The sequence below is a fragment of the Bacillus sp. EB106-08-02-XG196 genome, from assembly GCF_013396335.1.
Lineage (GTDB): Bacteria > Bacillota > Bacilli > Bacillales > Cytobacillaceae > Neobacillus.
In genome coordinates, this window is sequence record NZ_JABWSY010000002.1 from 395,048 (window position 1) to 420,374 (window position 25,327).

At 40.0% G+C, this 25,327-nt stretch carries 27 protein-coding genes and 1 other annotated feature; of the genes, 5 read left to right on the forward strand and 22 right to left on the reverse strand.

The genetic code is table 11. From position 1 onward, the window contains the following. The 4 genes from safA to nadB all read right to left on the reverse strand — a co-directional run. Positions 1 to 1,599 (reverse strand): SafA/ExsA family spore coat assembly protein (gene safA, locus MLOOGBEN_RS29780; RefSeq protein ID WP_483296378.1); only part of this gene is annotated, 1,599 nt, incomplete at its 3' end. Positions 1,600 to 1,761: 162 nt separating this feature from the next. Beyond that, positions 1,762 to 2,859 carry a quinolinate synthase NadA gene (nadA, locus tag MLOOGBEN_RS05585; protein ID WP_179157257.1) on the reverse strand — a complete coding sequence of 366 codons (1,098 nt, stop codon included), beginning with the start codon at positions 2,857 to 2,859 and terminating at the stop codon, positions 1,762 to 1,764. A 2-nt stretch (positions 2,860 to 2,861) separates the two neighbouring features. Then, positions 2,862 to 3,710, reverse strand: a complete 849-nt coding sequence (gene nadC, locus MLOOGBEN_RS05590; protein ID WP_179157258.1) for a carboxylating nicotinate-nucleotide diphosphorylase — start codon at positions 3,708 to 3,710, stop codon at positions 2,862 to 2,864. Further along, positions 3,679 to 5,253: an L-aspartate oxidase gene (nadB, locus tag MLOOGBEN_RS05595; protein ID WP_179157259.1), complete on the reverse strand. Its 1,575-nt coding sequence runs from the start codon at positions 5,251 to 5,253 to the stop codon at positions 3,679 to 3,681. Before nadB ends, nadC begins: the two co-directional genes overlap by 32 nt. Before the next feature lie 241 nt (positions 5,254 to 5,494). Here nadB and MLOOGBEN_RS05600 point away from each other — a divergent pair, with 241 nt between their 5' ends. Then, complete coding sequence (locus MLOOGBEN_RS05600) at positions 5,495 to 6,625, forward strand: IscS subfamily cysteine desulfurase (protein WP_179157260.1); 1,131 nt, start codon at positions 5,495 to 5,497, stop codon at positions 6,623 to 6,625. 42 nt (positions 6,626 to 6,667) lie between these two features. Continuing rightward, positions 6,668 to 7,207 carry a transcription repressor NadR gene (locus MLOOGBEN_RS05605; RefSeq protein WP_179157261.1) on the forward strand — a complete coding sequence of 180 codons (540 nt, stop codon included), beginning with the start codon at positions 6,668 to 6,670 and terminating at the stop codon, positions 7,205 to 7,207. Positions 7,208 to 7,240: 33 nt separating this feature from the next. On the opposite strand, the gene pheA is transcribed toward MLOOGBEN_RS05605, so the two are convergent. From pheA to MLOOGBEN_RS05655, 10 genes are all read right to left on the reverse strand, one after another. Then, a complete protein-coding gene (gene pheA / locus MLOOGBEN_RS05610; protein ID WP_179157262.1) occupies positions 7,241 to 8,095 on the reverse strand; it encodes a prephenate dehydratase in 855 nt (284 codons plus the stop codon). 45 nt (positions 8,096 to 8,140) lie between these two features. Further along, a complete protein-coding gene (locus MLOOGBEN_RS05615) occupies positions 8,141 to 8,596 on the reverse strand; it encodes an ACT domain-containing protein (protein WP_179157263.1) in 456 nt (151 codons plus the stop codon). 87 nt (positions 8,597 to 8,683) lie between these two features. Further along, positions 8,684 to 9,973 (reverse strand): GTPase ObgE, encoded by a 1,290-nt coding sequence (gene obgE, locus MLOOGBEN_RS05620; protein ID WP_179157264.1) that lies wholly within the window; start codon positions 9,971 to 9,973, stop codon positions 8,684 to 8,686. 43 nt (positions 9,974 to 10,016) lie between these two features. After that, the gene (locus MLOOGBEN_RS05625) at positions 10,017 to 10,547 is read right to left on the reverse strand and encodes a sporulation initiation phosphotransferase B (RefSeq protein WP_179157265.1); all 531 of its coding nucleotides are present in this window, start codon (positions 10,545 to 10,547) and stop codon (positions 10,017 to 10,019) included. Positions 10,548 to 10,760: 213 nt separating this feature from the next. Beyond that, positions 10,761 to 11,054, reverse strand: a complete 294-nt coding sequence (rpmA, locus tag MLOOGBEN_RS05630; RefSeq protein ID WP_095248784.1) for a 50S ribosomal protein L27 — start codon at positions 11,052 to 11,054, stop codon at positions 10,761 to 10,763. A 12-nt stretch (positions 11,055 to 11,066) separates the two neighbouring features. After that, positions 11,067 to 11,396: a ribosomal-processing cysteine protease Prp gene (locus MLOOGBEN_RS05635; RefSeq protein WP_179157266.1), complete on the reverse strand. Its 330-nt coding sequence runs from the start codon at positions 11,394 to 11,396 to the stop codon at positions 11,067 to 11,069. 15 nt (positions 11,397 to 11,411) lie between these two features. Then, positions 11,412 to 11,720, reverse strand: a complete 309-nt coding sequence (gene rplU, locus MLOOGBEN_RS05640) for a 50S ribosomal protein L21 (protein ID WP_179157267.1) — start codon at positions 11,718 to 11,720, stop codon at positions 11,412 to 11,414. Positions 11,721 to 11,732: 12 nt separating this feature from the next. Beyond that, positions 11,733 to 11,814 (reverse strand) — a sequence feature (ribosomal protein L21 leader region). Positions 11,815 to 11,862: 48 nt separating this feature from the next. Then, positions 11,863 to 13,323 (reverse strand): Rne/Rng family ribonuclease, encoded by a 1,461-nt coding sequence (locus tag MLOOGBEN_RS05645; RefSeq protein ID WP_179157268.1) that lies wholly within the window; start codon positions 13,321 to 13,323, stop codon positions 11,863 to 11,865. Between the two features lie 43 nt (positions 13,324 to 13,366). Next, positions 13,367 to 14,233 carry a M50 family metallopeptidase gene (locus MLOOGBEN_RS05650; protein ID WP_179157269.1) on the reverse strand — a complete coding sequence of 289 codons (867 nt, stop codon included), beginning with the start codon at positions 14,231 to 14,233 and terminating at the stop codon, positions 13,367 to 13,369. After that, entirely contained in the window at positions 14,226 to 15,014 is a 789-nt protein-coding gene (locus MLOOGBEN_RS05655; protein WP_179157270.1) for a M23 family metallopeptidase, read from the reverse strand. The genes MLOOGBEN_RS05650 and MLOOGBEN_RS05655 overlap by 8 nt, the downstream gene beginning before the upstream one ends. Positions 15,015 to 15,244: 230 nt before the next feature. On the opposite strand from MLOOGBEN_RS05655, the gene MLOOGBEN_RS05660 reads away from it, so the two are divergent. The 3 genes from MLOOGBEN_RS05660 to MLOOGBEN_RS05670 are packed head-to-tail and all read left to right on the forward strand — an operon-like array spanning position 15,245 to position 18,046. Continuing rightward, positions 15,245 to 17,014, forward strand: a complete 1,770-nt coding sequence (locus MLOOGBEN_RS05660) for a spermine/spermidine synthase domain-containing protein (protein WP_179157271.1) — start codon at positions 15,245 to 15,247, stop codon at positions 17,012 to 17,014. A 37-nt stretch (positions 17,015 to 17,051) separates the two neighbouring features. Further along, the gene (gene speD, locus MLOOGBEN_RS05665; RefSeq protein WP_256988895.1) at positions 17,052 to 17,570 is read left to right on the forward strand and encodes an adenosylmethionine decarboxylase; all 519 of its coding nucleotides are present in this window, start codon (positions 17,052 to 17,054) and stop codon (positions 17,568 to 17,570) included. A gap of 29 nt (positions 17,571 to 17,599) precedes the next feature. Continuing rightward, positions 17,600 to 18,046, forward strand: coding sequence for a hypothetical protein (locus tag MLOOGBEN_RS05670; protein WP_179157272.1), 447 nt, complete (start codon positions 17,600 to 17,602; stop codon positions 18,044 to 18,046). A gap of 334 nt (positions 18,047 to 18,380) precedes the next feature. Here the strand turns inward: MLOOGBEN_RS05670 and minD are convergent, their stop codons facing one another. The 8 genes from minD to MLOOGBEN_RS05710 form a co-directional block, all read right to left on the reverse strand. Continuing rightward, on the reverse strand, positions 18,381 to 19,184 hold the full coding sequence (minD, locus tag MLOOGBEN_RS05675) for a septum site-determining protein MinD (RefSeq protein WP_179157273.1): 804 nt from the start codon (positions 19,182 to 19,184) through the stop codon (positions 18,381 to 18,383). 1 nt (position 19,185) lies between these two features. Continuing rightward, positions 19,186 to 19,866 (reverse strand): septum site-determining protein MinC, encoded by a 681-nt coding sequence (gene minC, locus MLOOGBEN_RS05680; RefSeq protein ID WP_179157274.1) that lies wholly within the window; start codon positions 19,864 to 19,866, stop codon positions 19,186 to 19,188. 122 nt (positions 19,867 to 19,988) lie between these two features. Next, a complete protein-coding gene (gene mreD / locus MLOOGBEN_RS05685) occupies positions 19,989 to 20,507 on the reverse strand; it encodes a rod shape-determining protein MreD (protein ID WP_179157275.1) in 519 nt (172 codons plus the stop codon). Next, positions 20,504 to 21,391 carry a rod shape-determining protein MreC gene (gene mreC / locus MLOOGBEN_RS05690; RefSeq protein ID WP_179157276.1) on the reverse strand — a complete coding sequence of 296 codons (888 nt, stop codon included), beginning with the start codon at positions 21,389 to 21,391 and terminating at the stop codon, positions 20,504 to 20,506. Before mreC ends, mreD begins: the two co-directional genes overlap by 4 nt. 69 nt (positions 21,392 to 21,460) lie before the next feature. Then, on the reverse strand, positions 21,461 to 22,483 hold the full coding sequence (locus tag MLOOGBEN_RS05695) for a rod shape-determining protein (protein ID WP_179157277.1): 1,023 nt from the start codon (positions 22,481 to 22,483) through the stop codon (positions 21,461 to 21,463). 159 nt (positions 22,484 to 22,642) lie between these two features. Further along, positions 22,643 to 23,332, reverse strand: a complete 690-nt coding sequence (gene radC, locus MLOOGBEN_RS05700; RefSeq protein WP_045523430.1) for a RadC family protein — start codon at positions 23,330 to 23,332, stop codon at positions 22,643 to 22,645. 44 nt (positions 23,333 to 23,376) lie between these two features. Beyond that, a complete protein-coding gene (locus tag MLOOGBEN_RS05705; RefSeq protein WP_179157278.1) occupies positions 23,377 to 23,946 on the reverse strand; it encodes a Maf family protein in 570 nt (189 codons plus the stop codon). 231 nt (positions 23,947 to 24,177) lie between these two features. Beyond that, entirely contained in the window at positions 24,178 to 25,254 is a 1,077-nt protein-coding gene (locus MLOOGBEN_RS05710; RefSeq protein ID WP_179157279.1) for an SPOR domain-containing protein, read from the reverse strand. Between the last annotated feature and the right edge of the window lie 73 nt (positions 25,255 to 25,327).

A 25,327-nucleotide genomic window follows, 5' to 3' on the forward strand; every position in this document is an offset into this window, starting at 1 on the left:
TGGTCCCATTGGTCCTCCCATTCCTGGCTGGCCGAAGCCTGGTCCCATTGGTCCTCCCATTCCTGGCTGGCCGAAGCCTGGTCCCATTGGTCCTCCCATTCCTGGCTGGCCGAAGCCTGGTCCCATTGGTCCTCCCATTCCTGGCTGGCCGAAGCCCTGATCCATTGGTCCTCCCATTCCTGGTTGGCCAAAGTCTTGACCCATTGGCGCCCCCATACCTTGCATACCCTGTGTTTGAGGATCAAACCATCCTTGGCTTGCTGCAGCTGGTGAACCTGTTGGAACGTCAGAACTTTCATCAAATGAAGTCATTTGATCATCTGCTGGGAATTGATCGAACCCTCCCATCGGCATTTGGTCCATTCCTGGCATTTGACCACCCATCGGCATTTGGCCCATCATTCCTGGCATTTGACCGCCCATCGGCATTTGGCCCATCATTCCTGGCATTTGACCACCCATCGGCATTTGATCCATCATTCCTGGCATTTGACCACCCATCGGCATTTGACCCATCATTCCTGGCATTTGACCGCCCATCGGCATTTGGCCCATCATTCCTGGCATTTGACCGCCAATTGGCATTTGACTGCCCATTGGGTTTGTCATCGGTAATTGCGGCATAAAGGATGAAGACTCATCCTCATACCCATGTGGCATATATTCTGCACCGGCAACACCTGGCATTGGTCCAGGTTGATTAGGCAGCATATTAGGCATATGGTGCATTGCCATTCCTTGAACCTGAGGATATGGCATAAATCCTACAGGCGGACAAGGTGGCGGCGGGCACCATTTCGGTGGCGGCGGACAATATCCAGATCCTGGCATTATCGGTGACATTGGTGTACAAAAATCTTGTGGCATTTGCTGCTGTACAGGGAGCTGGTTTGACATTGGTGCTTCTTGTACAGGCATAACTGGCATTTCTTTTGCCGGCTCTTTTATTTCAGGAAGTATGTTTGCTGGTTTTGGAGGTAGAACAGGCTGTTTAACCTCCATATTGGTCATATTGTTCAAATAGTAGTTGTTAATATCGATTTCTGGGATGATTTGCAGGGGCATTTTTGGAGTATAGGGTGTTTTTGGTGCTTCCATAATTGGTGTTTTAACTGGCGCTTCCTTAATAGGTACTTCTTTAATTGGAATTTCTTTTACAGGTTTTTCTTTAGTTGGTACTGCTTTAATTGGCATTTCCTTTTTTGGAGCCTCTTTGATTGGCGCAGCTTTAATCGGCATTTCTTTTTTTGGAGCCTCTTTGATTGGCGCTGCTTTAATAGGTGCTTCCTTTATTGGAAACTCCTTCTTTGGAGCTGTTTTAATCGGCATTTCTTTTGGTTTCTCTTTGGTAAACGGTTGCCCAGCAATCGGCATTTCTTTCTTGGCGCCTAAGTTGATTGTGGCCCCCGGCTGTGTTCCCATAGGCGCTTCTTTTTTTATATTTCCACCTGAAGTTGGGACTTTTATTTTCATACCGGGCATAATCATATCAGGGTTGCTGAGCTGTGAATTCATCTTTTTCAGCTCTTCAAAATTCACGCCGTACTTCTTGGCGATTTTCCAAAGAGTATCCCCTTTCTGTACGATATGGATCTTCACTCTGATTTCCCTCCTATGCATAAGTCCATATATTCTATGTGATGATAGGCAAAGTGCTAACATTCTTCAGAAAAACTTATGCTTTTTTTCGGTAAAATATGAATCAACCCCTCGAAAATAAAAAAATAGATGCAATTTGTGAAAATTGCATCTATCTTATCATTATGCGTTTTGTAACATACGTTCAAGCGCTAATTTCGCATTTTCCGCTATTTCAGGACTAACCTTAATAATATTATTTGTATCTTCCAGTGTATCTAAGCTCCACACTAAATGCGGAAGATCAATTCGATTCATTGTCAAACAAGGACACATTGCCGGATTTAGGGACATGATTTTTTTATCAGGGTGATTTTTTATTAGTCGATTGACGAGATTCATCTCGGTCCCAATTGCCCACTCAGAACCTGGCTCAGCCTTTTCAATCGCATTAATAATATAACTCGTTGAACCAGCCATGTCCGATAGTTCCACAACTTCGCGGCGGCACTCTGGATGCACAATGATTTTCATATTAGGATATTGACTGCGTGTATCATGTACATTCTGAACCGTAAAATTCTCATGAACAGAACAGTGGCCTTTCCAAAGGATGACTTTTATTTTTAAAGGATCGCCTTCGTATTCAAGTGCATGAGTGATTGGATTCCATACGGCCATTTCATCTAAACCAATACCTAAATCAGCAGCCGTATTACGACCTAAGTGCTGATCAGGTAAAAATAAAATCCGTTCTTTTTGGGTGAACGCCCACTTTACCATTGTCTCTGCATTAGAAGAGGTTACGCTGGCACCGCCATGAGCACCAACAAATGATTTAATCGCTGCTGTAGAATTAACATAAGTTAATGGAAGAATTGTGTCACCAAAGATTCCCTGCAGGATTTCCCATGCTTTTTCAGTCTGATCTAGGTCTGCCATGTCTGCCATGGAGCAGCCTGCCCGCATATCTGGGAGAATAACCTTTTGGTTCTCATCGGTTAGAATATCTGCCGTTTCCGCCATAAAATGGACACCGCAGAAAACAATAAATTCAGCGTCTTTATTTTCAGCAGATAATTGAGCAAGCTTTAAAGAATCACCTGTTGCATCAGCAAACTGGACTACTTCATCTTTTTGATAATGATGCCCTGGAATAAAAAGTTTTGAACCTAATTTATTTTTCACTTCAATTACTCTAGCTTCTAACTCTTCCCTCGACATTTGTTTGTATTTTTCAGGAATCATCTTATTTTTTTGCATCGTCGCTAAAAAACTCATCTTTATTCCTCCCCTTTGCTCCATAGGACTTTGACGCTAATATCAAGCGCTTTATAAGAATGTGTTAAGAAACCGAGTGAAATATAGTCAACACCTGTATCTCGATAACCAGCTAAATTGGACAATTGAATACCGCCTGAAGCTTCGGTAATGAATCCTGCTGGTACTAATTTAATTAGTTCTTTAATTTCTTCCGGTGTCCGGTTATCAAACATAATGACATCAGCACCAGCGCTTACAGCTTCCTTAACCTGTGCTTCTGTTTCAACTTCGACCTCCACCTTCACCATATGACCGGCCTTTGCTCGAACACTTTCTACTGCATGTGAAATGGATCCAGCAAAAGAAATATGATTATCTTTAATCATAATTCCATCGTATAAGCCGAAACGATGGTTAAAGCCTCCTCCGGTGGTAACAGCAAACTTTTCAAGCATTCTTAAGCCGGGTGTCGTTTTACGGGTATCGCAAATTTTTGTATGACCGCTATCTAGAGTATCAACCGCTTTTCTAGTAAGGGTCGCAATCCCACTCATTCTTTGGATTAAGTTAAGAACCACTCTTTCCCCTTTTAGCAGATCAGATATTTTCCCAGAGGCTGTTGCCAGCTTCTGCCCATATTCAATGGCTTGACCATCCTTCACCAAAACCTGCGTTTCAATATCCTGATTTAAAAGCTTAAAACCCGTTTTTATAATCTCTTCTCCGCAGAAAATTCCATTATCCTTTGAGAGAAAAACGATTTCCCCTTTTGTATCATGTGGAAAAATTAAATCAGATGTAATATCCTGTTCCCCAATATCTTCTATAAAAAATTGCTCAAGTTGCGAGCGCAGTTTCAATGTGTTCATGGTTTCTCTCCATTTCCTGGCTATTTTTATGAATAATGGTTTTATTTAACCAATGTAGATTATCTTCCGCTGGGTAATCACTTCGATAATGACCGCCGCGGCTTTCTGTTCGCTTCAAAGCAGATTCAGTAATTAAAGTCGCGGTAATCAGCATGAAAATCTTCGTCATCTCTTCAAAAGAATAGGCGTCAAGATTATCGATTTGGTGGATATTAATACGATTTATCCAAGCTTTTTGTTTTTGAAGATTAACAGCATCCCGGACAATTCCAACCCGCTCCATCATACAATCCCTTATTTGTTGTATGTCTGGTAAGATTACTTTTTCTTGTGAAATATAAGGAGCATTTAGCACTTTCCCCTGGATTTTTTTTAATGCTGACTCATTTAACCATTTGGAAAGCTCTTCTCCCATATATAAACCTTCTAATAAAGAATTACTTGCCAGTCGGTTAGCACCGTGCAAACCTGTGCAGGCAGCCTCGCCAATCGCATATAGTCCATTAATTGAAGTTCGTCCGACTAAATCTGTTTTAACTCCACCCATTAAAAAATGACTTCCGGGAGCTACTGGAATTCTTCCCTCTGATAACTGAAGTCCATTTTCCTCGCAAATGGAGGTAATCGAAGGAAAACGATCCTTAAAGTTTTCTATATTACTAATATCTAAATATACATTGTTGCCATTTTTAAGATATTCATATATTTTCTGTGAAACAATATGCCTTGGCGCAAGATCCTTGAGAGGATGTACCCCTTCCATGATTGGCGTGCCGTCATCGGTAACAAGGATGGCACCCTCTCCGCGAACCGCTTCCGAAATCAACCCTTTTGTTTCACCATTTAGGTATAGAAGTGTTGGATGGAATTGAATAAACTCCATATCAACAATCTCAGCTCCTGCTCGATAAGCCATTGCGATTCCATCGCCGTTGACTGTTGCGGCATTTGAAGTATAGGTAAACAATTGTCCACAACCGCCAGTTGCTAGAATAGTATTAGTACTGTAGTAGTGCTTAATTGTTCCATCCTGTTCCTTCGCTTTGACACCAATACAGCGTTTCTTGGAATCCAGCAATAATTCATAAACAAATACGTTTTCATCAATGGTGACATTTTCTTTCAGCGTGCTGATAAGAAACTCAACCACGTTTTTACCTGTCGCGTCACCGCCGCCATGAACAATTCGCTTTTCGCTATGTGCCCCTTCCATTCCTAAAAGCAATTCACCGTTTTGATTTTTATCAAAAACAGATCCTTGTTCAGAAATGAACTTAATTAGCTCAGGTGCAGCATGAATGATTTGCTCGACTGCTTCTTGATTATTATGATAGCTTCCTGCTTCAAGCGTATCTGCAATATGTTTAGCAGGGTGATCATGCTCGCCAATTGCAGCTGCAATACCGCCTTGGGCCAGATAAGAATTGGCTGTTCTTACTTTTCCCTTTGTGAGTATCCTCACATTTAAATCCTTATTTAAAAGCGAGGCTAACTGCAGTGCAGCTATCCCACTTCCTAAAATTAACACATCATTATTTGTCATCATATTGCCTCCTGGATTAACAGGTGTCTTGACATCTATATTTACATAGATTTAAACTAAATACAAGAAATTTTTTATTTGAAAAGCGGAAGCGCCTTGCTCAGGGGCGACAGGCATAAGACGAGCCGGCGAGAAGGTTGTTCTTTAACCTTCTTGACGGATTGGCTTATGACCCCGAGCCCCTAGGCGCTGGAGCTAGACAGCTATCTAATGTTCAAAAATACTAATATTGGAGATTACTATGATATATTTTGATTTTGCTGCTACCACTCCGTTAGATCCTGAAGCTGCAGAGGTGTTTGTACAGGCTTCAACTGAGTATTTTGGGAATTCCAGCTCCCTCCATGATATCGGAGGACAGTCACAGGACTTACTAGAGAATTGCCGTGAAGAGCTGGCAAATCTTTTAGGAATTAATAAAAAGGGGCTGTACTTTACAAGTGGTGGATCTGAGGGGAATTTTCTAGCCATTGAGGCCTTATTATCTGCGCCTAAAAAACCTGGAAAGCACATTATTGCTGGGTTGGCTGAGCACTCTTCTATCCATGGAGTTCTCAACAGGTTAGATGGCTACAGTATTACCTACTTACCCCTAAATTCTTCAGGTCTCATTGATGTAGCAGAATTGGAGCGTAACATTACTCCGGAAACCGTATTGGTGGCCCTCCAGCATGTTAATTCGGAGATTGGGACCATTCAGCCAATTGAAGAAATAGCGCGAATTTGCCGGGAGCATGACATCTATTTTCACAGCGATTTTGTTCAATCTTTTGGAAAAATTGATGTGCGAAGTCTTATCCAGCTTGTTAGCAGTTTTTCATTCTCTGGTCATAAAATTTATGGTCCAAAAGGGGTTGGCGGTGTTTATATAGACCCAGCTATTTCCTGGAGACCATTTTTTCCGGGCGGTTCACATGAAAAAGGATTTAGACCAGGAACTGTTAATGTCCCTGCGATTGCAGCAATGACAGCTGCTGCTCAAAAGATACATGGGAATATGGAGCAAAATTACGATAAATTTTTAGAGTTTCGTGCAGCTTTTATGGAGTCGCTTAATCCTATTAAGGAATTTGTCCATATTCATCAGGCGGAGTCTGTGTCACAATTACCTTCAATAATTGGTTTAAGGATTTCTAGGATTGAAGGACAATGGATGATGTTAGAATGTAATCGGAATGGGTTCGCAATTTCAACAGGAAGTGCTTGTCAAATTGGCATGCAATCCCCAGCAAAGGTGACACAAGCCTTAGGATTAACCCCAAAAGAGGCCAAGGAATTTATTCGAATATCGTTTGGAAATTCAACCAAGAGGGAAGATGTCGTAAAGCTTGGGGAAACTATTGTAGATATCATAAAAAATTTTAAACTATAGAATTTATGCTAGAATATGGAGTAGGATTACGAGGAGGTTTTTATGGCTGAGCAAAAGAAGATATTAGGCGATGAAAGGAGAGCTTTCATTTTAGAGTCGCTTAAAGATAGTCCAGTGCCGCTTACTGGAAGTGAGTTAGCAACACGGACAAATGTGAGCAGACAGGTAATTGTCGGGGATATAACGCTCCTGAAAGCAAAAGATGAGCCGATCATCGCAACAAGCCAAGGCTATTTGTATTTTAAACAAAACACAGGCGACCCATTATTTGAACGGACCATCGCCTGCAGGCACATACCAGATGACACGGAAAAAGAGTTAAATTTACTCGTCGATCATGGTGTATTGGTAAAGGATGTAAAAGTTGAACATGCGGTATACGGGGATTTAACGGCGTCTATTATGGTATCTAATCGCCAAGAGGTCAAACAATTTTTGGAAAATATCCAAACGACGAGGGCATCGTTATTATCGGAGCTAACAGGGGGCATTCATCTCCATACAATCGCAGCATCCAATGTCCAAACCTTAGACAAAGCCGAAACCGCTTTGAAGGAAGCTGGCTTTTTAATTGAATACTAAATACGAAAAAGTACCGAGCATATGCCCGGTACTTTAGTTTAATTCCACCACTTTTGATGGGTAACTTCCCAATAATGTAACTCCACAGCCTAGTGCTTCGAGCTCGGCCATTGCGCCTGGTATCAATACCTCGTCCAGCTTCATTTCCAAATCAATAATGAAAAAATAATTACCTATTCCAGTTTTCATCGGTCTTGATTCAATCTTAGACAGGTTTATTTTTCGCCAAGCAAAGGCTGAAAGGACCATATGCAGTGTTCCAGCTTTATCGGTTGGAAGTGTGACCATCAGGGTTGTTTTATAATGGGAGGAGCCGCTAAGTTCCTCAAAATCCAGCCCTTTTTCTGATAAAACGAAAAAGCGAGTATGGTTATGATCAAAGTCATGAATATTACGTTGAACAATCGACAATCCATATTCTTCTGCTGCCAATTCATTGGCAATGGCTGCAATTCGCAATTCAGGGTGGTCCATCACCATTTTCGCTGCAGCAGCCGTGGAACTGATATTCTCATAAGGAATCCCGTGAAACTGAGTATGTAAGAATTTATGACATTGGGCAATCGCATGAGAGTGACTATACACCTTCTGAACATTCTGCCAATTTTCCCGATTATCAGGGTGAACCATTAAATGCTGCTTAATCGGAATGGTAATTTCTCCGACAATCGGCAATTGAACCACATGGGTTAAGTAATCTATTGTTATATTTACTGTTCCTTCAAGGGTATTCTCAATGGGAACAACCGCTAGGTCTACTTTTTCACTGACAACGGCATCCATGGATTCTGGAATCGTTCGGTACGGTTCAAGTTCAACTCCACGAAAAACCTTTTTCACCGCTAATTCAGTGAAGGTTGCCTTTGGTCCTAAAAAACCAACTTTCATGATTTCTCTCACTCCCTAACAAAAAAATCTCTCTGCTGCTATTCTTTATGCGCCTGTTCCAAGCACTTCTACTTTTTCTACAAATTCCAGCTTGCGTAATTCCGAAAGCAGATCATCTATATCTGTTGAAATCTCGGTGGTATTTAGCGAAAGTGTAACATTTGCTCTTCCCTGCAGCGGTATAGTTTGATGTATCGTCAATACATTGCAGCCAGAGGAAGCAACTACACCTAGCAGCTTAGACAATGTTCCTGAACGATCTTCGAGATGGAAAAAGAGTGTAACTAAGCGTTCCTTTACCACTGTTGAAAAAGGAAATACAGTATCCCTGTATTTATAATAGGCACTTCTGCTTAAGTCTACTTGTTGTACAGCATCCCAAATAGATTCAGCCTTACCTCTTTCTAGCATTTCTTTTACATCAAGTGTTTTCTTCATGGCTTCAGGCAAGACATCTTCTCTTATTAAATAAAATTTCTTATCGAATTTTTCATTTTTCATCTCTATCCCCACCTGATCGAAAAGCGTAAGCGCCCATTTGAACGTATCTGGGCGCTTCAGCTAGAATCCCCAAATTCCTCTTATTTCCTATTCAACAAATTCAAATTCGAATTCTAATAATTTAACGGTATCTCCATCTTTTGCACCTTTTTTCCTTAAGGCCTCATCTACTCCTAGACCACGAAGCTGTCTTGAAAAGCGGCGAACAGATTCTTCTGTTTGGAAATTAGTCATCTTAAACAGTTTTTCAACCTTTTCTCCTGAAATTACAAATGATCCATCTGGTTCTCTTGTAATATAGAAGGCCTCAGGATCTGCCTCATGCTTGTAAAGAACTCGATTAACACCTGTATCTTCTTCTTCATGATCAAGAGGAAATTCAGGAGTTTGCTCGATTTTGTCTGCAATCGCAAATAATAGCTCTCTCAAGCCTTTTCTTGATAATGCAGAAATCGGGAAAATCGGAAAATCTTCTTCTAATCGCTCTTTAAACTTTTGCAGATTCTCTTCCGCTTCCGGCATGTCCATTTTATTGGCAACAATAATTTGCGGACGCTCGGTTAAGCGGAGATTATACTCTTCTAACTCCTTATTAATTGTCAGGTAATCCTCATATGGATCGCGGCCTTCTATCGCAGCCATATCAATGACATGAACGATTACACGTGTCCTTTCAATATGACGTAAAAATTGATGGCCAAGTCCTACACCTTCACTTGCACCTTCAATTAATCCAGGCAAGTCTGCCATTACAAAACTTCTGTTATCTTCGGTTTCAACCATTCCAAGGTTTGGAACAATCGTTGTAAAATGATATTCAGCGATTTTAGGTTTTGCAGAAGAAACGACTGATAACAAAGTGGATTTCCCAACACTTGGGAAGCCTACAAGTCCAACGTCAGCAAGCAGCTTTAATTCAAGGATAACATCACGCTCTTGACCTGGTTCGCCATTTTCAGCCAACTCTGGCGCCGGATTTGAAGGGGTCGCGAAACGGGAATTCCCTCTTCCACCTCGCCCGCCTTTAGCAATAATGGCACGTTGACCATTCTCAACTAGATCAGCAATAACTTCTTTTGTTTCTGCATCCATAACGACTGTGCCTGGTGGTACCTTAACAATCATATCTTTGGCATTTTTACCGTGCTGATTTTTGGACATGCCATGCTCACCACGCGGGGCTTTCCAATGGCGCTGATAACGGAAATCCATTAATGTACGCAAACCCTCATTTACTTCAAAAACAACATTGGCACCTTTACCGCCGTCTCCGCCAGCAGGTCCACCCATTGGTACATATTTTTCACGGCGAAACGCGACCATTCCATTACCGCCGTCTCCGCCTTTTACGTAAATCTTCGTTTGATCGACAAACATGTGAATCCTCCTGATTTGACTGACAAACGAATGGAATACAAGCTTATACTATCGGCATAAAGACTTCTAAACTCAATTCGTTTTCTGAGAATTCCTTAACTACACACTGTATTTCAGAGGAGTTCAGGAATTGTTCAATCAGTTCTTTTTTTATTATTATTCCGCTAAAATCAAAAAAGAAACGAACTCCATCTGATTGCGGTTGAATTGTTATTGATAAATGATTTTCTTGAAACGCCTCAATCGCTTGATCTAAGCAAATAAAGAAGGATTTTGTCCAATTCGAGAGAATGTTATCATTTATTTCCACTGCCTCTAAATCGTTAATAACCTCATATTCAAGCAGAAATAAATGCCTCTCCCAATTTAATTTCAAGAGCAAAGAGGCAAATTTTGGCAGACGAAGATTCGACAACCTCGATTCATGCTGTGCCTCGATTACAATTTCATTTATATATTCTTTTGCCCGGTCAATTCTATTTAAATCCAAGTTGCCTTTGATTAACTGCAGCCTATTCAGCCAATCATGCCGTGAGTGCCGCAGCACTTCAACGATATCCCATTCTTTGTCCATAATCGCACTCCTAGCTAGGGTCTCGTAAAACTATTTGATGTTAGTATATCAAAAAAGTTCACATGAGTAAGCAATTTTGCGTGAATGTTTTCCATTTGAGGTATTATGAGGCTTTTCATAGGAGGTCAAATTGGAGCTTATAATTGGGTATTTTTTCCTCTTTAGTTAAAAAAGAAAACCCTAACCAATCAGGTTAGAGTTTTCTCTGAATGCTTACGCTTCTTGAGCTACTGGATAAACGCTCACTTTTTTACGGTCACGACCAAAACGTTCGAATTTCACAACGCCGTCGATTTTTGCAAAAAGAGTGTCGTCTCCTCCACGGCCTACGTTTTCACCTGGGTAAATCTTTGTACCGCGTTGACGGTAAAGGATTGAACCACCAGATACGAACTGACCATCTGCACGCTTAGCGCCAAGGCGTTTTGCTTGAGAGTCACGTCCGTTTCTAGTCGAACCTACTCCCTTTTTAGATGCAAACAACTGAAGATCTAATTTTAATAACATTTATTCCACCTCCTACTTTTTGAAGGTAATTTTTATGTGCTTTCCGTACTCTTCTTCAATCGTTTGTAATGATATAATCATACCTTCAAGAAGAAGCTGAACCTTCTCATTTATGTCTTCCGAAAGTTTCTCTGGAACAACACAGCGGAGAAAGCCGTCTCCCTGTTCAATCTCAGGCGTGACACCAGTTAAGGCGTGCACAGCATTGATTGCACCGATGGATACTGCGGATGCGCCTGCACAGACGATATCCTTTCCCCGATCAGCGAAAAATGCATGACCACTTATTATAAATGAATGAATGAATTCGGATTCAGTACGATTAATCGTAATATTAATCATCTATTAACCAACACCTTACGCGTTGATTGCTTCAATCACAACTTTAGTGTATGGCTGACGATGACCTTGCTTTTTACGGTTGTTTTTCTTCGCTTTGTATTTGAAAACGATGATTTTCTTAGCGCGACCTTGTTTTTCAACTTTAGCTGTAACTGTAGCACCTGGAACGACCGGGCTTCCTACTTTTACATTTTCACCGCCAACGAATAATACCTTATCAAATGTAACTGTTTCGCCTGCTTCTGCGTTAAGCTTTTCAATGTAGATAGCTTGACCAGCTTCTACCTTGATTTGCTTACCACCTGTTTCGATAATTGCGTACATAACTGCACCTCCTTATAAACTCAGACTCGCCATATACAGGCGCAAATGCATAAGCATCCAGCTTAATACCTGTCCTGTGCGGTTGTAGCACGGGTGCTACAAACATAACATTGAAAATTTTATCATGATATAGGCGTTAGTGTCAATAGGGTTCGCTAGCTTTTTGTGCAATCTCAGTATGATTCCCAAATTGTTTTACTACATAGTAATGAGAGATAGATGACTGGATTAAAAAATACACTTTGAATTTCAGCCATTCTTCTAACATACCAAGATGTGGTGCGATTTCATCTATTACAGCTTGTGTTGTTTCAACTAATACCGCTTCAGCATCTGAATTTCGGTGTTCTAATAATTCCCGCTCTAGTCGGAATGCTATTGTCTCTGCACTTAATATTTTACCTGTCCCTTCGCAAACCGGACATTTTTCCTGAAGAGCTTCCGATAGTGATACCTTTGTTTTCTTTCTCGTTAACTGAAGGATTCCCAGGGCAGTAAATCCGATAATCTTCGTCCTGGTTTTATCCTTTTGAAATTCTTTTTCTATCGTTTCCTGTATGTAACGCTTGTCCTTTTCGTTTTTCATATCAATGAAGTCGATAAGGATAATCCCGCCAATATCACGGAGCCTAAGTTGTCGAGCAACTTCGATAGCAGCTAGTGTATTTGTTTTCACCACTGTATCCTGATAATCCATTTTACCGGAAAACTTCCCGGTATTCACGTCGACAATCGTCATGGCCTCGGTTTCATCAAAGATTAAATAAGCACCATTGTCGAGCCAGACGATTCGCTTTAGTGCTTTATCAATTTCATGCTCAATTCGATGAACTGTGAAGATATTTTCTTTACCATTATAATAGGTAACTTTTAAAATAGGGTTTCTAGATTCGATTACCTTTTTTAAGGAAAGGTCATCAACAAATACTTCACCTGAGGTCATTTTATTTATCGAATCAAAGACCATTTCAGTGAAGGTATCATTTTGAAATAAGATTCCCGACTTTTTAATAACTGCTGCTCTCTCGAGAATTTCAGCATATTTACTTCGTAAGCTGTTTAATTCCTTTGCTATTTCCTCTTCTGTGGCAGCAGTGCTTGATGTACGATAAATAAGTCCCTCATCTTCACTTTTCAATTTCATCCCTAAATTGCGTAGGAATTCCTTTTCCTCGACTATCTTTTTAGAGATTGCCACATAACGGCCTTGCGGCATATAAATAAGGTTGTCTCCAGTTATCTCAATAATCCCTGTCACTCTTGCCCCTTTTGGACCAGTTGCGTCCTTATCAACTTGTACTATAAGCTTTTGTCCCTGGTGAACATAGGTAGTTACACTTTTCTTCTCCTTATCGATACTCCGCTCTGGCGATAAAACATATGATGCAAGCACATCTCGATGTAAATAAGCATTCTTCTCCTCGCCAATATCAATAAATGCTGCGTTCATCCCTGGCAACACCTTAGTTACAGTCCCATAATAAATATTACCGACCAGAGATCGCTGCTCTGGTCGGTCAAATATAATTCCTTCAACTGTATTATTCCGAATATGAGCAAATCTTTTTTCTCTTGATAGTGCATTAATAATTAACTTTTCCAATCGAACTTCCTCACTTTTTTCTTGTTGTTCCTATTATACCTAATTAGTATGAAAAAAGAAGGTCGCTGATTTTATCGGTTAATCGTTTTTCTGAAAAATACGCATGCAGTAGTTCGTTTTCGTCTAACATCCCTTTTTCTTTGCCATCGCTTTCAATAATAATTGGGTGCTTGCAGCCTCTTTGAAATTTTTCTAGCACGTCGATTAGCAAGTCTTGCTCATTCGCCTGGATTGGTTTCAGTGCATGGAGGTCGCTTTTCTTACCATAGTAGCGTTCGAGTAAAAACCTCATAAAAATATATCGGCGCTGCTTCCATTCATGGTAGAGCGAGAATAGTAAGAAGCCTACGATAATCCAGACATTTATTTGTTGCGGAGCGGCTAGCAGTGTTACTACCGAAAAGATTCCAATGCTGAAAAAAGAAATGATTAGTGTTAACCGGTGGGCTATGGGAAATGATTTTTTCAACGAAAGTAGCATAAAAATAAGCTTTCCGCCATCTAGCGGCCAAACCGGAAACATATTAAAGATAAAAATCATAATGTTGTAGTTAAAAAATAAAAAAAACAAATCCTCAGAAATAAAATCAAAGGAAAATAGTGCGTAAGCTGCTGCTACCATCCAGATGTGCTGAATAGGGCCTGCGAGAACAACAATAGCCTCTTCCTTCAACGGCCGGTTTCCGTGCTCCTCCATTTCAGCCACCCCTCCAAAGGGGAGGAGGGTGATTTTTTTTATTCTCCAAGAAAAAAAAGAAGCCGCAGCAGCATGCCCCATTTCGTGAACAAAAATGATGGCGATTAACAGGCAGAGCTCGAGGAAATGTGCTGTAGCAATTGATATCGCGATGACAATCCATAACAAGGGATGGATATATACATGTTGTAATAAATTAATGACTCTACTCAAAGCGAATCACCTGTATCGGATCGATGAAATCATCGCCCTTTTTGATGGAAAAATAATAGGTGCCCTTCGTTTTGTCTTCTCCAGCTGATTCCGAGGCTGTACCTACGATGGTTTCTGTCTCGATAAATTCATATAAACTAACCTTAATTTCATCGAGATTACCATACGTGGATTGTGTCTGATCTGCGTGCTGGATAATGACGGTCTTACCCGTATCTTCCTTAACGCCCGCAAACATGACATTTCCCTCTTTCATGGCTTCAACGGTAGCGCCCTTTGTTGTTTCAATCATGATGCCCTGCCCATTTTTTTCAAAGTTCTCGAGGACCTTCCCTGAAAACACAGGGATATCATGGTCTTTCTCAACAACGTTTTTATCTTCTACTTTCCCATCCTCTGAAAAAGGCAGAAGTGCTAATGGTTTACCGAATTGATCCTCGTACCATTTTGATACTGTGGCAAATTTAAAATCCTGCTCCATTGTCTTCATTACAAAATCCTTCGCTGGAGCAAATGTTGCTGAGTTTTCTCGGAACATAATAGCAATTACAAGAAATAAAACAGCGGATGCCAAAATCTTGAAGATGAAGACTTCCTTTTTAAATAAAGGATGAACGACTTCATCCTTGCCTGGGTCATAGGAAGAAAAATTGTTAAAACCATATTTTTCATCGTCCCCCGGCCAGCTTATTTCTCTTTCAGGGCCTTTTCCTGATGAACCACCATTTTCTCGTTTTCGCTTTGCGATTCGTCGTCGTATTTCCTCTGGTGTAGACCGCATTTTATCCACCAACCTTTAGACAGCTTTTTGTACAAGTCTATGAGGTTGTCTCACAGAGTATGACTATCCGATAAAATTAAGACTCCGCTTTCGGAAGGATGTTAATCACCCAAATCTTAAAAAATATACTCCTGCCTACATATAATTAGACAAGGATAATTGGATAAGCCACACGTTTTTTTTCCTTCTCCATATAATGGCTGTAAGTTAATTAATAGAGGTGAAGAATATTGTCTACCAGCCACAACCAAGACACCTTTCGTGGTGATGTTTACGATTTAATTGAGTTAGAGCAATTATTAAAGGGTCCTCACCAAATTCTTTTTGAGGGGAAAAGTCCATTTCAGGACGTGCTTTTGATAGAAACGAAGAATATCCGTTTATACAGGAACAATCAATTAGTGTGGAATTCCATGGATGAACGGATTTATTACGAAGCACTTGTTCATCCGGCTTTTGTTTTATCTGACAAGCACGAACGTGTCTTAATAATCGGTGATGAATGCGGAATGGCATTGCGCGAAGTTCTCAAATATTCAGATGTCTCCCACGTTAGTTTATTACCCCTATCTGCTGAAACCCTTTTAGCTGCGCAGACAACACAAGAAATTTCTGAGATAAACGAAAGTTCTTTTATCAATAGACGTGTTCAAATCATAAAGAGCAGCATTCATGACTTCTTCAAGAAAGAACAACAGCCATTTGATGTGATCATCGCTAATCTTCCTGATCCAGAAACCAAGGAAATAAGCAAAATGTACACAACAGAATTCTTTCGAAAATTATCCAATCTCCTAACCGATGACGGTATATTGATTTCGCAGTCCGCTTCGCCTGAAGACACTCCGTTGATATTCTGGAGTATTGATAAAACAATACAAAGCGCATCCCTTTATACCCTCAGCTATCATGTCAACGTCCCATGGTTTGGAGAATGTGGATTTCACCTCGCGGGGAAGAAAGTTCTAAGATGGTGTAGAGAGAAAATAGATGTCCAAAACCGTTCATTACCAAAAAATCTAAAAACATGGTTTACTTTTTCGCAGCGGTTATTGTCATTCAAAAAACAAGCTGTTGTCAACTCATTAAAGTGCTTACGCCTATGTGGATTCCTTCAGAATAAAGAGCAAGGTTCGGAAGACGTGAAAGAACTTCGTCATCTGCTCTCCAATTCCCATCGTATACTTTATGATGGTGGAACCAGAGGGGATCATGTAAAAGTTTTGGAGACAAAAGATGTACGTCTATATCTAGACAAACAGCTTCAGTTTAGTTCTCTAGATGAACAAATCTATCATGAGGCACTGGTTCATCCAGCCCTTACATTTGCACAAAAACGAGACCGTATCCTGATTGCCGGAGGCGGTGATGGGTTTGCCATTCGTGAAGCCCTTAAATACCCAGACGTAAAGCATATAGACTTAGTGGACCTCGACCCATTGATGATCCACATAGCCCGTAATATACCTAAAGTAGCTTCCTTAAATGGAAGAGCACTCCATGATAAGCGAGTAACTGTTCATCAAAAGGATATTCAGGTTTTTCAAAAGGAACAAAAGGAACCCTATGATGTCATCATTGTGGACTTACCAGATCCTGGCGATGAGATTTTGAGCCGATTGTATACGGTAGAATTCTTTAGCAAATTATCCAATCTACTAACGGAAGATGGCATTCTAGTCTGTCAATCACATTCACCAGAGTATGCACCCTTTGTTTACTGGAGCATCGGATTATCACTTAAAGGGACTGGAATGAATATCCGGAGTTACCATACCGAAGTTCCTTCGTTCGGGGATTGGGGATTTCATCTGGCATCAAAGAAACATCTGAATTTACAGAACAGAAAAGTATTTGTCCCGTATCAAACACTGCCTGAAGACCTATCTAGCTTATTTGTCTTTCCATCTAAGTACCGATCTGTTCGGGAAAACTCACACATGAATACCTTATCTAATTTAAAATTACATGAAATTTATAAACAAGAACTCAGAAGGTAACTTACAAAAAATTGCTCTACTCTTAATATCCTGCTTAATGAGTATAGCCTCTTTTGTGCAAGAAAAGTATTATTTCTATAACACTAGGACAACTGTACAATTTATTTTTCAAGAAATCTCATACCATAACTTACAAATGAAAACGGAGGGGAATGATGAGGTTTTGACCAAAGCTTCGACCAAAGAAGGAAAGCATATTATCATTGACGCATTTGAGTGTGATTCTTCCCATTTAAATGACGTTAAATTTTTAGAAGAAATGTGTAAAAAAGCGGCTCTTGATGCAAATATGGAGATTCTATACTCTTACTTCCACCAATTTCAGCCACAAGGTGTGACAGGGGTACTGGTTTTATCAACATCCCATTTATCCATTCATACATGGCCAGAAGAGAAGTACGTGTCATTAGATTTTTATACTTGTGGAACGCTGGAACTAACACCTCAAGTAGAATTTCTTATTAAAGAATTGTCTTCAAAGCAAGCAATGGTCTACTCCATTTCTCGGGGAGTTTCATATCCTCAACTGATTAAGTGTGAAGAATTAGGCAGTTAACATTGCATATTAAACCAAGGTGGAAACATATGAGAACTAAAAATGTAAAGCCATTTACTTATGGATCCCTATATAAAGAAGATCTTCCTGACAGTAAAATTATGCCTCTTGCGGCTGGAAACCTAATAGATTTTAATATAGCCGGGCCCTTTCAAAATACTAGACCTGACATTGCAGCAAATCAAATTACTGTTTACAAATCTGGTGTTTATCAGATTACAGCAGATGTATCCGTTATTTTGGAAGAAGAACAGTCGGCAGTATTCAACATCAACCGTCTACCTGACGGATCCGACCCACTGATAGGTTCTACCTTTGGAGCAAACGGGATAAGTACCGGCACGGGAATAATTGTTCAAGCTTATTTGTATGCTGGAGATGCAATTGGTATTTATATTTCTGATATGCATGCTCATAGAGGCAAACTGCCACGTTATATTAGAGCCGCACTCACTGTTCAATTGCTTGAATATTAAAATGCTAGGAACACTAAAAGGCCTGTCCACTTGAAGTGAACAGGCATATTTATTTATAATCTAATACCAAAGAACTTTTTAATTTTACCAAAGACACTCTTGTTTGTATGACTTGACTGCAAATTTTTAACTGGTATTGGTGTTTTTGGATTATGGACTTTTTTCATATAGATTTGGACTACTTTTTAGTGGTTTTGGACTATTTTCTTGGGGTTATGGACCTTTTTTTAATAGTTTTGGACTTTTTTGCCACCACTTTGGACTTATAGCCAAATATTACCAAAACGAGCTATAAAAAATAGCCTGTCCACAATTTAGTGAACAGGTCTATATATTATCTAACACCAAAAAACTTCTTAATTTTCCCAAAAACGCTTTTGTTCGCTTCTTCTAGCGGCTGCAACGGGATCGATTCCCCTAAAATACGTCGAGCGATATTTCGGTAAGCGATGGACGCCTTACTATTAGGATTCAAGGCAATCGGTTCGCCGTGATTGGATGCCTTAATGACTTCCTCGTCATCTGCGACGATTCCAATTAACTCTATAGATAGATGTGCAGTGATTTCATCTACATCCAGCATATCGCCGCTTTTCATCATATGATTGCGAATTCGGTTAATCACTAATTTCGGAGGCTCGATTGTCTGCGATTTCTCGAGTAATCCTATGATTCTATCAGCGTCACGGACAGCTGATACTTCAGGGGTTGTGACGACAATGGCACGGTCAGCACCTGCAATGGCGTTTTGGAAGCCTTGCTCAATTCCTGCAGGGCAATCAATAACAATATAGTCATAGTCTTGCTTAAGTTCATTAATTAGTTTGTGCATCTGTTCTGGCTTAACCGCTGACTTATCAACTGTTTGCGCTGCTGGCAGCAAATACAATAAATCTTCAAATCTCTTATCCTTAACGAGTGCTTGGTGGATTTTACATCTACCTTCTACTACATCTACAAGATCATAAATAATTCGATTTTCCAGCCCCATTACGACATCTAAATTTCGAAGGCCAATATCTGTATCTACTAAACATACCTTTTTTCCTTGAAGGGCCAATGCTGTACCTATATTAGCAGAAGTCGTGGTTTTTCCGACGCCGCCCTTACCGGATGTAATTACTATTGCCTCTCCCACATTAATGTCCCCCTTCTAATCTCGTTAAATTAGGCCTTAAATTTATTAAAACTTGCAATCTATCTACGATGATTTGATGGTTATCGTCGATGTACGCACATTCCATTTCACGTTTTTCATTATTTTTGGCGTTATCAGGCGCACGGTTTAGACAATCACTAATCCTAAGCTGTGACGGCTGCATGCTAGATGCAGTAATAACCGCTTGATCATTGCCAAAAACCCCTGCATGGGCTATTCCCTTTAACGATCCCATGATAAAAATATTGCCGCCTGCTATTACGGTTCCACCTGGATTTACATCGCCAATGAGCAGTAAATCTCCTGGAACTTCTAATACTTGTCCAGAGCGGATGATACGAGCAACGGTAACGACTTCGTTTTCCGCTTTCAGCTTGTCTACTTCGGCTCGTGTGACAACGTTTGATTCAATTTTATCGACCACTAAATCCTTTTTTTGACGGATAAGGTCTTTTATTTCTTCACGCTGAGCGTCAGTCAAATACCTGTTGCCCACATCTACTTTAACAGGTGTTAATTGACGCTCAGCCTGAGTTCTTTGATTTTCAGATAGTTTTTCATCGAGCTCTTTTTTCAGCTCATAATAGGAACAGCTATCATCAAGATGAAGGACAATTCCATCCTTCGTACCTTTAATCGTAACATTTTGCCGCTTTTTCATGGAGAAAACTCACCTCAAATAATAAGAAACACATTAGATACCTTTTCTATCCAAAGACACACTTCTATTATACAATTCGACACGCTTTCTGTATTCTCCTTTTTTAAAAAGAAATACAAAAATCATTCATCTCGCAAGCTTTCCGCAAAACTTTCAAAATGACGCTTTAACGGGTACGCCGCGATTAAGAGAAAGATTGCATTTAGAATGAGGGTAGGATAAAAACGCATCTCAAGATAACTCATAATTTTAAGAGTAGTGATATGGATTAAAAAGTCCATTTCATAAACTCCTAATTCAAGTAAGGCAATCCCCACTAAAGATACTAAAAATGCGACAATAATATTAGTCTGCAGCACGTGCATAATTTTTGAAATAAGGTATGCAATGAATGGAAATAGGAATAAGTAAATACCAATAATTTCAATCCAAACAATATCAAATAACAGACCAAAAATGGCTGCATAGATGATTCCATATTTTCTGCCCGTATAAATGGTCAAAAACAATATTCCTGCGAATAGAAAATGCGGCGCCAAAATGTAGTTGTGCCCAAAGACCTCTGGCGGAATATATTGGACGAAAATACTCTCTAATAAGAAAAGGAAGAGAAACAAAAGAGGAAGTAGGAATTTCTTCACAAATCCTCCTCCTTCCCTTCGGTTTCGCCCATATCACTTTCATTAGGCTGAGCCATCGATCGTGTGATCACAATAATATTTTCCAAATCATAGAAATCCGCACCCGGATCCACTAAAGCTGTTTGGTTCAATCCATATTCGTCCGGCTTAACATCAATGACTTTCCCAATTTGTAGGCCCTTAGGAAAGACTCCACCTAAACCGGAGGTGATGACATTTTGTCCTTTTTTAATTTCCACCCCTGAAGGGATCGCTTTTATTAACAACGCTTTTTTCTCTTTATCGTAGCCTTCGACCAGTCCAAAAACATCCGTCTCACCTTGGACGATTGCAGAAATCCGATTTTTTGGATCCATTGCACTTAACAATTGGACCGTTGAACTAAATTGATTGACTGTTTTTACCTTGCCAATCAAGCCATGGGCAGTGACAACCGCCATATTTTTCTTAATACCATTTGTTTTTCCTTTATTGATAATAATCATTTCATGCCAACGATCAGGGTTTCTACCTATTACTGTTGCCTGTAAAGGTTCAAAATCACTCAGGGTCTCTTCTTCACCGAGAATATCACGCAGCTCATTATTGTCCTTTTCAAGCTCATGTACCTGTGCTTCAAGGCTAACAAGTTTCTCCAGCCGTGACTTTAATTCTTTATTCTCTTCATATGTATTTTGCAAGTCCTGAAGATTTTCAAAGAAACCTGCAACTAAATGAGCAGGCTTTGAAACCAGGGATTGAACCAAGCCGACAGTATCCTTTAAGAACTGTTCCGGCCAGGATAGTTTACTTCTCTCCCTTAACGAAAACCCAATCAATGCCACGAGAACAATAATGCTTACCAGCAAAACGATCAATCGTTTATTCAAAAAGAACTGTGGCATGATTATACACCTCTATTTTAATGTCTGTGTTAAATGTGTGAGTTGATTTAACACTACCTTTTTTATTTGTTATCTTGATTCTTTTGCTTTGTTTTTGAATAGTTGGATATGGTCTAGCGCTTTTCCAGTACCGATAGCCACACAATCAAGTGGATTTTCTGCAATAAGTACAGGCATGTTAGTTTCTTCACTAATCACCTTGTCCAGATTTCGAAGCAGCGCTCCTCCGCCTGTTAAAACAATTCCACGGTCCATAATATCTGCAGCAAGCTCTGGAGGTGTTTTTTCTAATGTGTTTTTCACAGCCTCTACAATTGCATAGACAGTATCTTTTAAAGCAACACCAATTTCCTTCGCTGTGATTTCAATTGTTTTCGGCAAACCGGTTAATAAGTCCCGGCCGCGGATTTCCATATTTTCGATTCCATCCGGGTCACCAGCAGATCCAACTTCCATTTTAATGGCTTCAGCAGTACGCTCACCAATCATCAGGTTATAATTTTTCCGGATAAAAGTAACAATTGCTTCGTCCATTTCATCGCCAGCCACACGAATAGATATGCTCGTAACGATACCACCTAAAGAAATAATTGCTACTTCTGTAGTACCACCGCCAATATCAACTACCATACTGCCCGTTGGCTCCCATACAGGAAGGTTTGCACCGATAGCAGCCGCAAATGGCTCTTCAATCGTATAGGCATCCTTAGCACCAGCTTGACGTGTTGCATCTATTACAGCTCTTTCCTCAACAGCCGTTATTCCTGATGGTACACAAACCATTACATAAGGCTTACCTGAGAAAATGCTTTTACTCTTAATTGCTTGACGGATATGATGTTTCATCATAGCTGCTGTAATCTCAAAGTCCGCGATGACTCCATCCTTCATTGGTCTCATTGCGACCACATTTCCTGGTGTACGGCCAATCATGTTCTTCGCATCATTACCAACCGCCACAATTGACTTCGTGTCAGTCTGCATAGCCACAACAGATGGCTCTCTTAATACAATTCCTTTACCTTTAACATAAACAAGGGTATTTGCGGTCCCCAAGTCAATACCAAGGTCTCTTGTCCCAATTCCAAACATAGTTGTATCTCCCTTTCTGATACGAAAATAGCTTAGGTAAGTGAATATACCTACCTTCTAATCATGTATTTTTCTAGTAAAATTTATATAGTAATCACGAAAGATGTCCTAAAAAATCATAAACATTATTATATCCCAACGTCCCAAAAAATCATAGTATTATAAATATCCTTTTTCCTTGAGAGAGACAAATTTATTTTCGCCAATGATGAGGTGGTCGAGGACGTCGATGCCTATCATCTTACCGCATTCAACAAGCCTTTTGGTCACCTCGATATCCTCTCGGCTCGGGGCCGGATCACCGCTAGGGTGGTTATGGAGGCATATAATGGAGGCAGCTGATCGTTTTAGGGCCTCGCGAAACACCTCTCTAGGGTGTACGATCGAGGCATTTAAGCTTCCAATAAAGATGGTTTGTTTATGGAGCACTTGGTTTTTCGTATTTAAATACAAACAAACAAAATGCTCCTGTGATAGAAAGCGCATGTCGTTCATCACATAATTGGCACCATCTTCAGGTGAGCGGATCACATAGCGGTCTGTATAATTTAAGTTGGCAATCCTTCTGCCAATTTCAACTGCAGCCAGAATTTGAATCGCCTTTGCCTGGCCGATTCCCTTTATTTCAGTCATTTCTTCTAATGTGGCCGCTTTTAAAAGCCGTAAGCCTTCAAAATTTGTAAGCAGCCGGTTGGATAATTGTAAGACACTTTCATCCTTAGTACCAGTTCTAAGCAAAATTGCAATGAGTTCATGGTTTGATAAACTCTCTGGACCATTTTGTATAAATCGTTCTCTAGGTCTTTCGTCTTGAGGAAAATCACGGATCATTAATGAATTAGTCGACATTCTATTTCCTCCCTATTTTAGGGAGTTAATGAACTATCTAGTTGTTACGACAACTGGTAGCCTAGCCTTTTCAACTCACGATAGGTCCTTGAGACAGGCAGGCCGACAACCGCAAAATAGTCTCCATTAATTTTTTTGACAAGCATGCTTCCAAGCTGCTGAATACCATATGCACCTGCTTTATCAAGCGGCTCACCACTTTGTACATAGAAATTGATTTCCTCGTCCGTTAACTCCCAAAACCAAACTTCTGTTCTTTCATAAAATCGTGCAGTTCCATTTGGAGACAAAATGGATACACCTGTGTAAACATCATGCTTTTTTCCAGAAAGAATTTTCAACATTTCTCTAGCGTCTGCTTCGTCAGTCGGCTTTCCTAAAACCTGACCATCCGCAACGACAATCGTGTCGGAACCAATAACAAAAGCATTTGGATTTTCTTTAAAAATAACCTGCGCTTTTCGCTCGGCAAGATCCATAACTACATCCTCTGGAGAAAGCGTTGGATCAAAGCTTTCATCTACTTCACTGCTTGAGATTGTGAATGTTAATCGGAGGTTTTCTAGAAGTTCTTTTCGCCGTGGAGAAGAAGAGGCTAAAATGAGGTTCTGCATACAATCACCTTACCTTTTGCATCAATTAGGGAGATACATGTTAATCCTATCAGAATTTGTTGAAGCAAACAATTTTTATATCATTAAAGTTCGAAGATTTTTGTCAGATTATGCAAATAATATCTTTAAATCCGAGTTCAGAATATTATGATTTAAACAGGAAAAGCCTGTCCAAATTAGACAGGCTTACTTTATTAAAATAATTTCCCGGAAAATATCAGCTTTTGTCGACTAGAGTGAATAATAAATACTTAAAAAGTTTAATAAATGCTGTTGTGCTTCAATTAAACTATCTTCTTTCTTTTTTTCTTGAAAAGCTTCAACTTTTCCAAGTGCACTTGATATTTCATCATTTAGATTCTTTACCTTTTCATTTTTCAGGTCTGCGGATTGACTCAATTGATCACCTATACTCATGACTTCTTTACTAGCTTCAGATGATATACTTCCAGAAACAATGGCATTGGAAGTGACCTTTGAGAGCTGTTGATAGATAGCTGGAGCAGCCTCTAAAAAAAATTTTTCACTTTCATTTATATCCGATACTGTCTTTTCAGCAATAGGGATTTGTTTTGGCAGAACATCATCAAAGCCATTTGCTTCATAATGACTTTCCATTTGTTTTGCTGTTTCAATTGAGTCTGCCACACCTAAAAACATAAATTCTCTCTCATTCATCGTTAGTGTTTGAGCTGGTGCACCTTTACCTTTTGCCTCGTTTGCTGCTCCTGATGCTGCATCTTTAGATGAGAAGGCACCACCTTGAACAATAAACGCAGTTTGAGCACCTATGACAATAGAACTACTCTTCCCTCCGGTTGCTTTCGAATCTTTATCCGGCCCCGTATCTTCAACTGCAGGTTCAGTTACAGCTGGTTTGCTGTTATCAGAAATAACTAGGTTAAGCATCAGGACCCCAAAGCTCGTCCCAATCAAGATCGCAAAAACTGCAGTTACTAAGATGGACTTGAACACTCCACCATTCCGCTTTGTTGAAAAGGTTGAAAACGAAACAGGTTTCTTTTTCCCACCTTTATTCGACTTCTGGCTGTTAACAACTTTATACTCCTTGATGTCATTATCTGAGGATTCAGGAATAATCCAATCAAAGCTTTCGTCAACCGGATCCTTGGCGGCAGCAGTCTCAAGAAATCCATCCTGTCCGCTATTATCCTCGTCGATTGTTATCACTTTCGTAAAAGAATCTTTACTAGATTCTTGATTCTTCTTAATGGGTTCATCTGAAAAGGTTTGGGTTTCTCCATTTAACTTTATTTTGATGGTATTGCCACGATTCGGCTTGTCCACTAACTTGTACTCCTTCCCCTACCAATAGCAATTTCTACCATCCTAACATAAAGACAAAAAAAAATAACAAGAC

What these genes read in the sequence shown, in the direction of transcription:
- nadA (WP_179157257.1), bottom strand. Translation starts at nt 2,859, where the DNA reads ATGAGTTTTTTAGCGACGATGCAAAAAAATAAGATGATTCCTGAAAAA.
- nadC (WP_179157258.1), bottom strand. Translation starts at nt 3,710, where the DNA reads ATGAACACATTGAAACTGCGCTCGCAACTTGAGCAATTTTTTATAGAA.
- nadB (WP_179157259.1), bottom strand. Translation starts at nt 5,253, where the DNA reads ATGACAAATAATGATGTGTTAATTTTAGGAAGTGGGATAGCTGCACTG.
- MLOOGBEN_RS05600 (WP_179157260.1), top strand. Translation starts at nt 5,495, where the DNA reads ATGATATATTTTGATTTTGCTGCTACCACTCCGTTAGATCCTGAAGCT.
- MLOOGBEN_RS05605 (WP_179157261.1), top strand. Translation starts at nt 6,668, where the DNA reads ATGGCTGAGCAAAAGAAGATATTAGGCGATGAAAGGAGAGCTTTCATT.
- pheA (WP_179157262.1), bottom strand. Translation starts at nt 8,095, where the DNA reads ATGAAAGTTGGTTTTTTAGGACCAAAGGCAACCTTCACTGAATTAGCG.
- MLOOGBEN_RS05615 (WP_179157263.1), bottom strand. Translation starts at nt 8,596, where the DNA reads ATGAAAAATGAAAAATTCGATAAGAAATTTTATTTAATAAGAGAAGAT.
- obgE (WP_179157264.1), bottom strand. Translation starts at nt 9,973, where the DNA reads ATGTTTGTCGATCAAACGAAGATTTACGTAAAAGGCGGAGACGGCGGT.
- MLOOGBEN_RS05625 (WP_179157265.1), bottom strand. Translation starts at nt 10,547, where the DNA reads ATGGACAAAGAATGGGATATCGTTGAAGTGCTGCGGCACTCACGGCAT.
- rpmA (WP_095248784.1), bottom strand. Translation starts at nt 11,054, where the DNA reads ATGTTATTAAAATTAGATCTTCAGTTGTTTGCATCTAAAAAGGGAGTA.
- MLOOGBEN_RS05635 (WP_179157266.1), bottom strand. Translation starts at nt 11,396, where the DNA reads ATGATTAATATTACGATTAATCGTACTGAATCCGAATTCATTCATTCA.
- rplU (WP_179157267.1), bottom strand. Translation starts at nt 11,720, where the DNA reads ATGTACGCAATTATCGAAACAGGTGGTAAGCAAATCAAGGTAGAAGCT.
- MLOOGBEN_RS05655 (WP_179157270.1), bottom strand. Translation starts at nt 15,014, where the DNA reads ATGCGGTCTACACCAGAGGAAATACGACGACGAATCGCAAAGCGAAAA.
- speD (WP_256988895.1), top strand. Translation starts at nt 17,052, where the DNA reads ATGAGTATAGCCTCTTTTGTGCAAGAAAAGTATTATTTCTATAACACT.
- MLOOGBEN_RS05670 (WP_179157272.1), top strand. Translation starts at nt 17,600, where the DNA reads ATGAGAACTAAAAATGTAAAGCCATTTACTTATGGATCCCTATATAAA.
- minC (WP_179157274.1), bottom strand. Translation starts at nt 19,866, where the DNA reads ATGAAAAAGCGGCAAAATGTTACGATTAAAGGTACGAAGGATGGAATT.
- mreC (WP_179157276.1), bottom strand. Translation starts at nt 21,391, where the DNA reads ATGCCACAGTTCTTTTTGAATAAACGATTGATCGTTTTGCTGGTAAGC.
- MLOOGBEN_RS05695 (WP_179157277.1), bottom strand. Translation starts at nt 22,483, where the DNA reads ATGTTTGGAATTGGGACAAGAGACCTTGGTATTGACTTGGGGACCGCA.
- radC (WP_045523430.1), bottom strand. Translation starts at nt 23,332, where the DNA reads ATGTCGACTAATTCATTAATGATCCGTGATTTTCCTCAAGACGAAAGA.
- MLOOGBEN_RS05705 (WP_179157278.1), bottom strand. Translation starts at nt 23,946, where the DNA reads ATGCAGAACCTCATTTTAGCCTCTTCTTCTCCACGGCGAAAAGAACTT.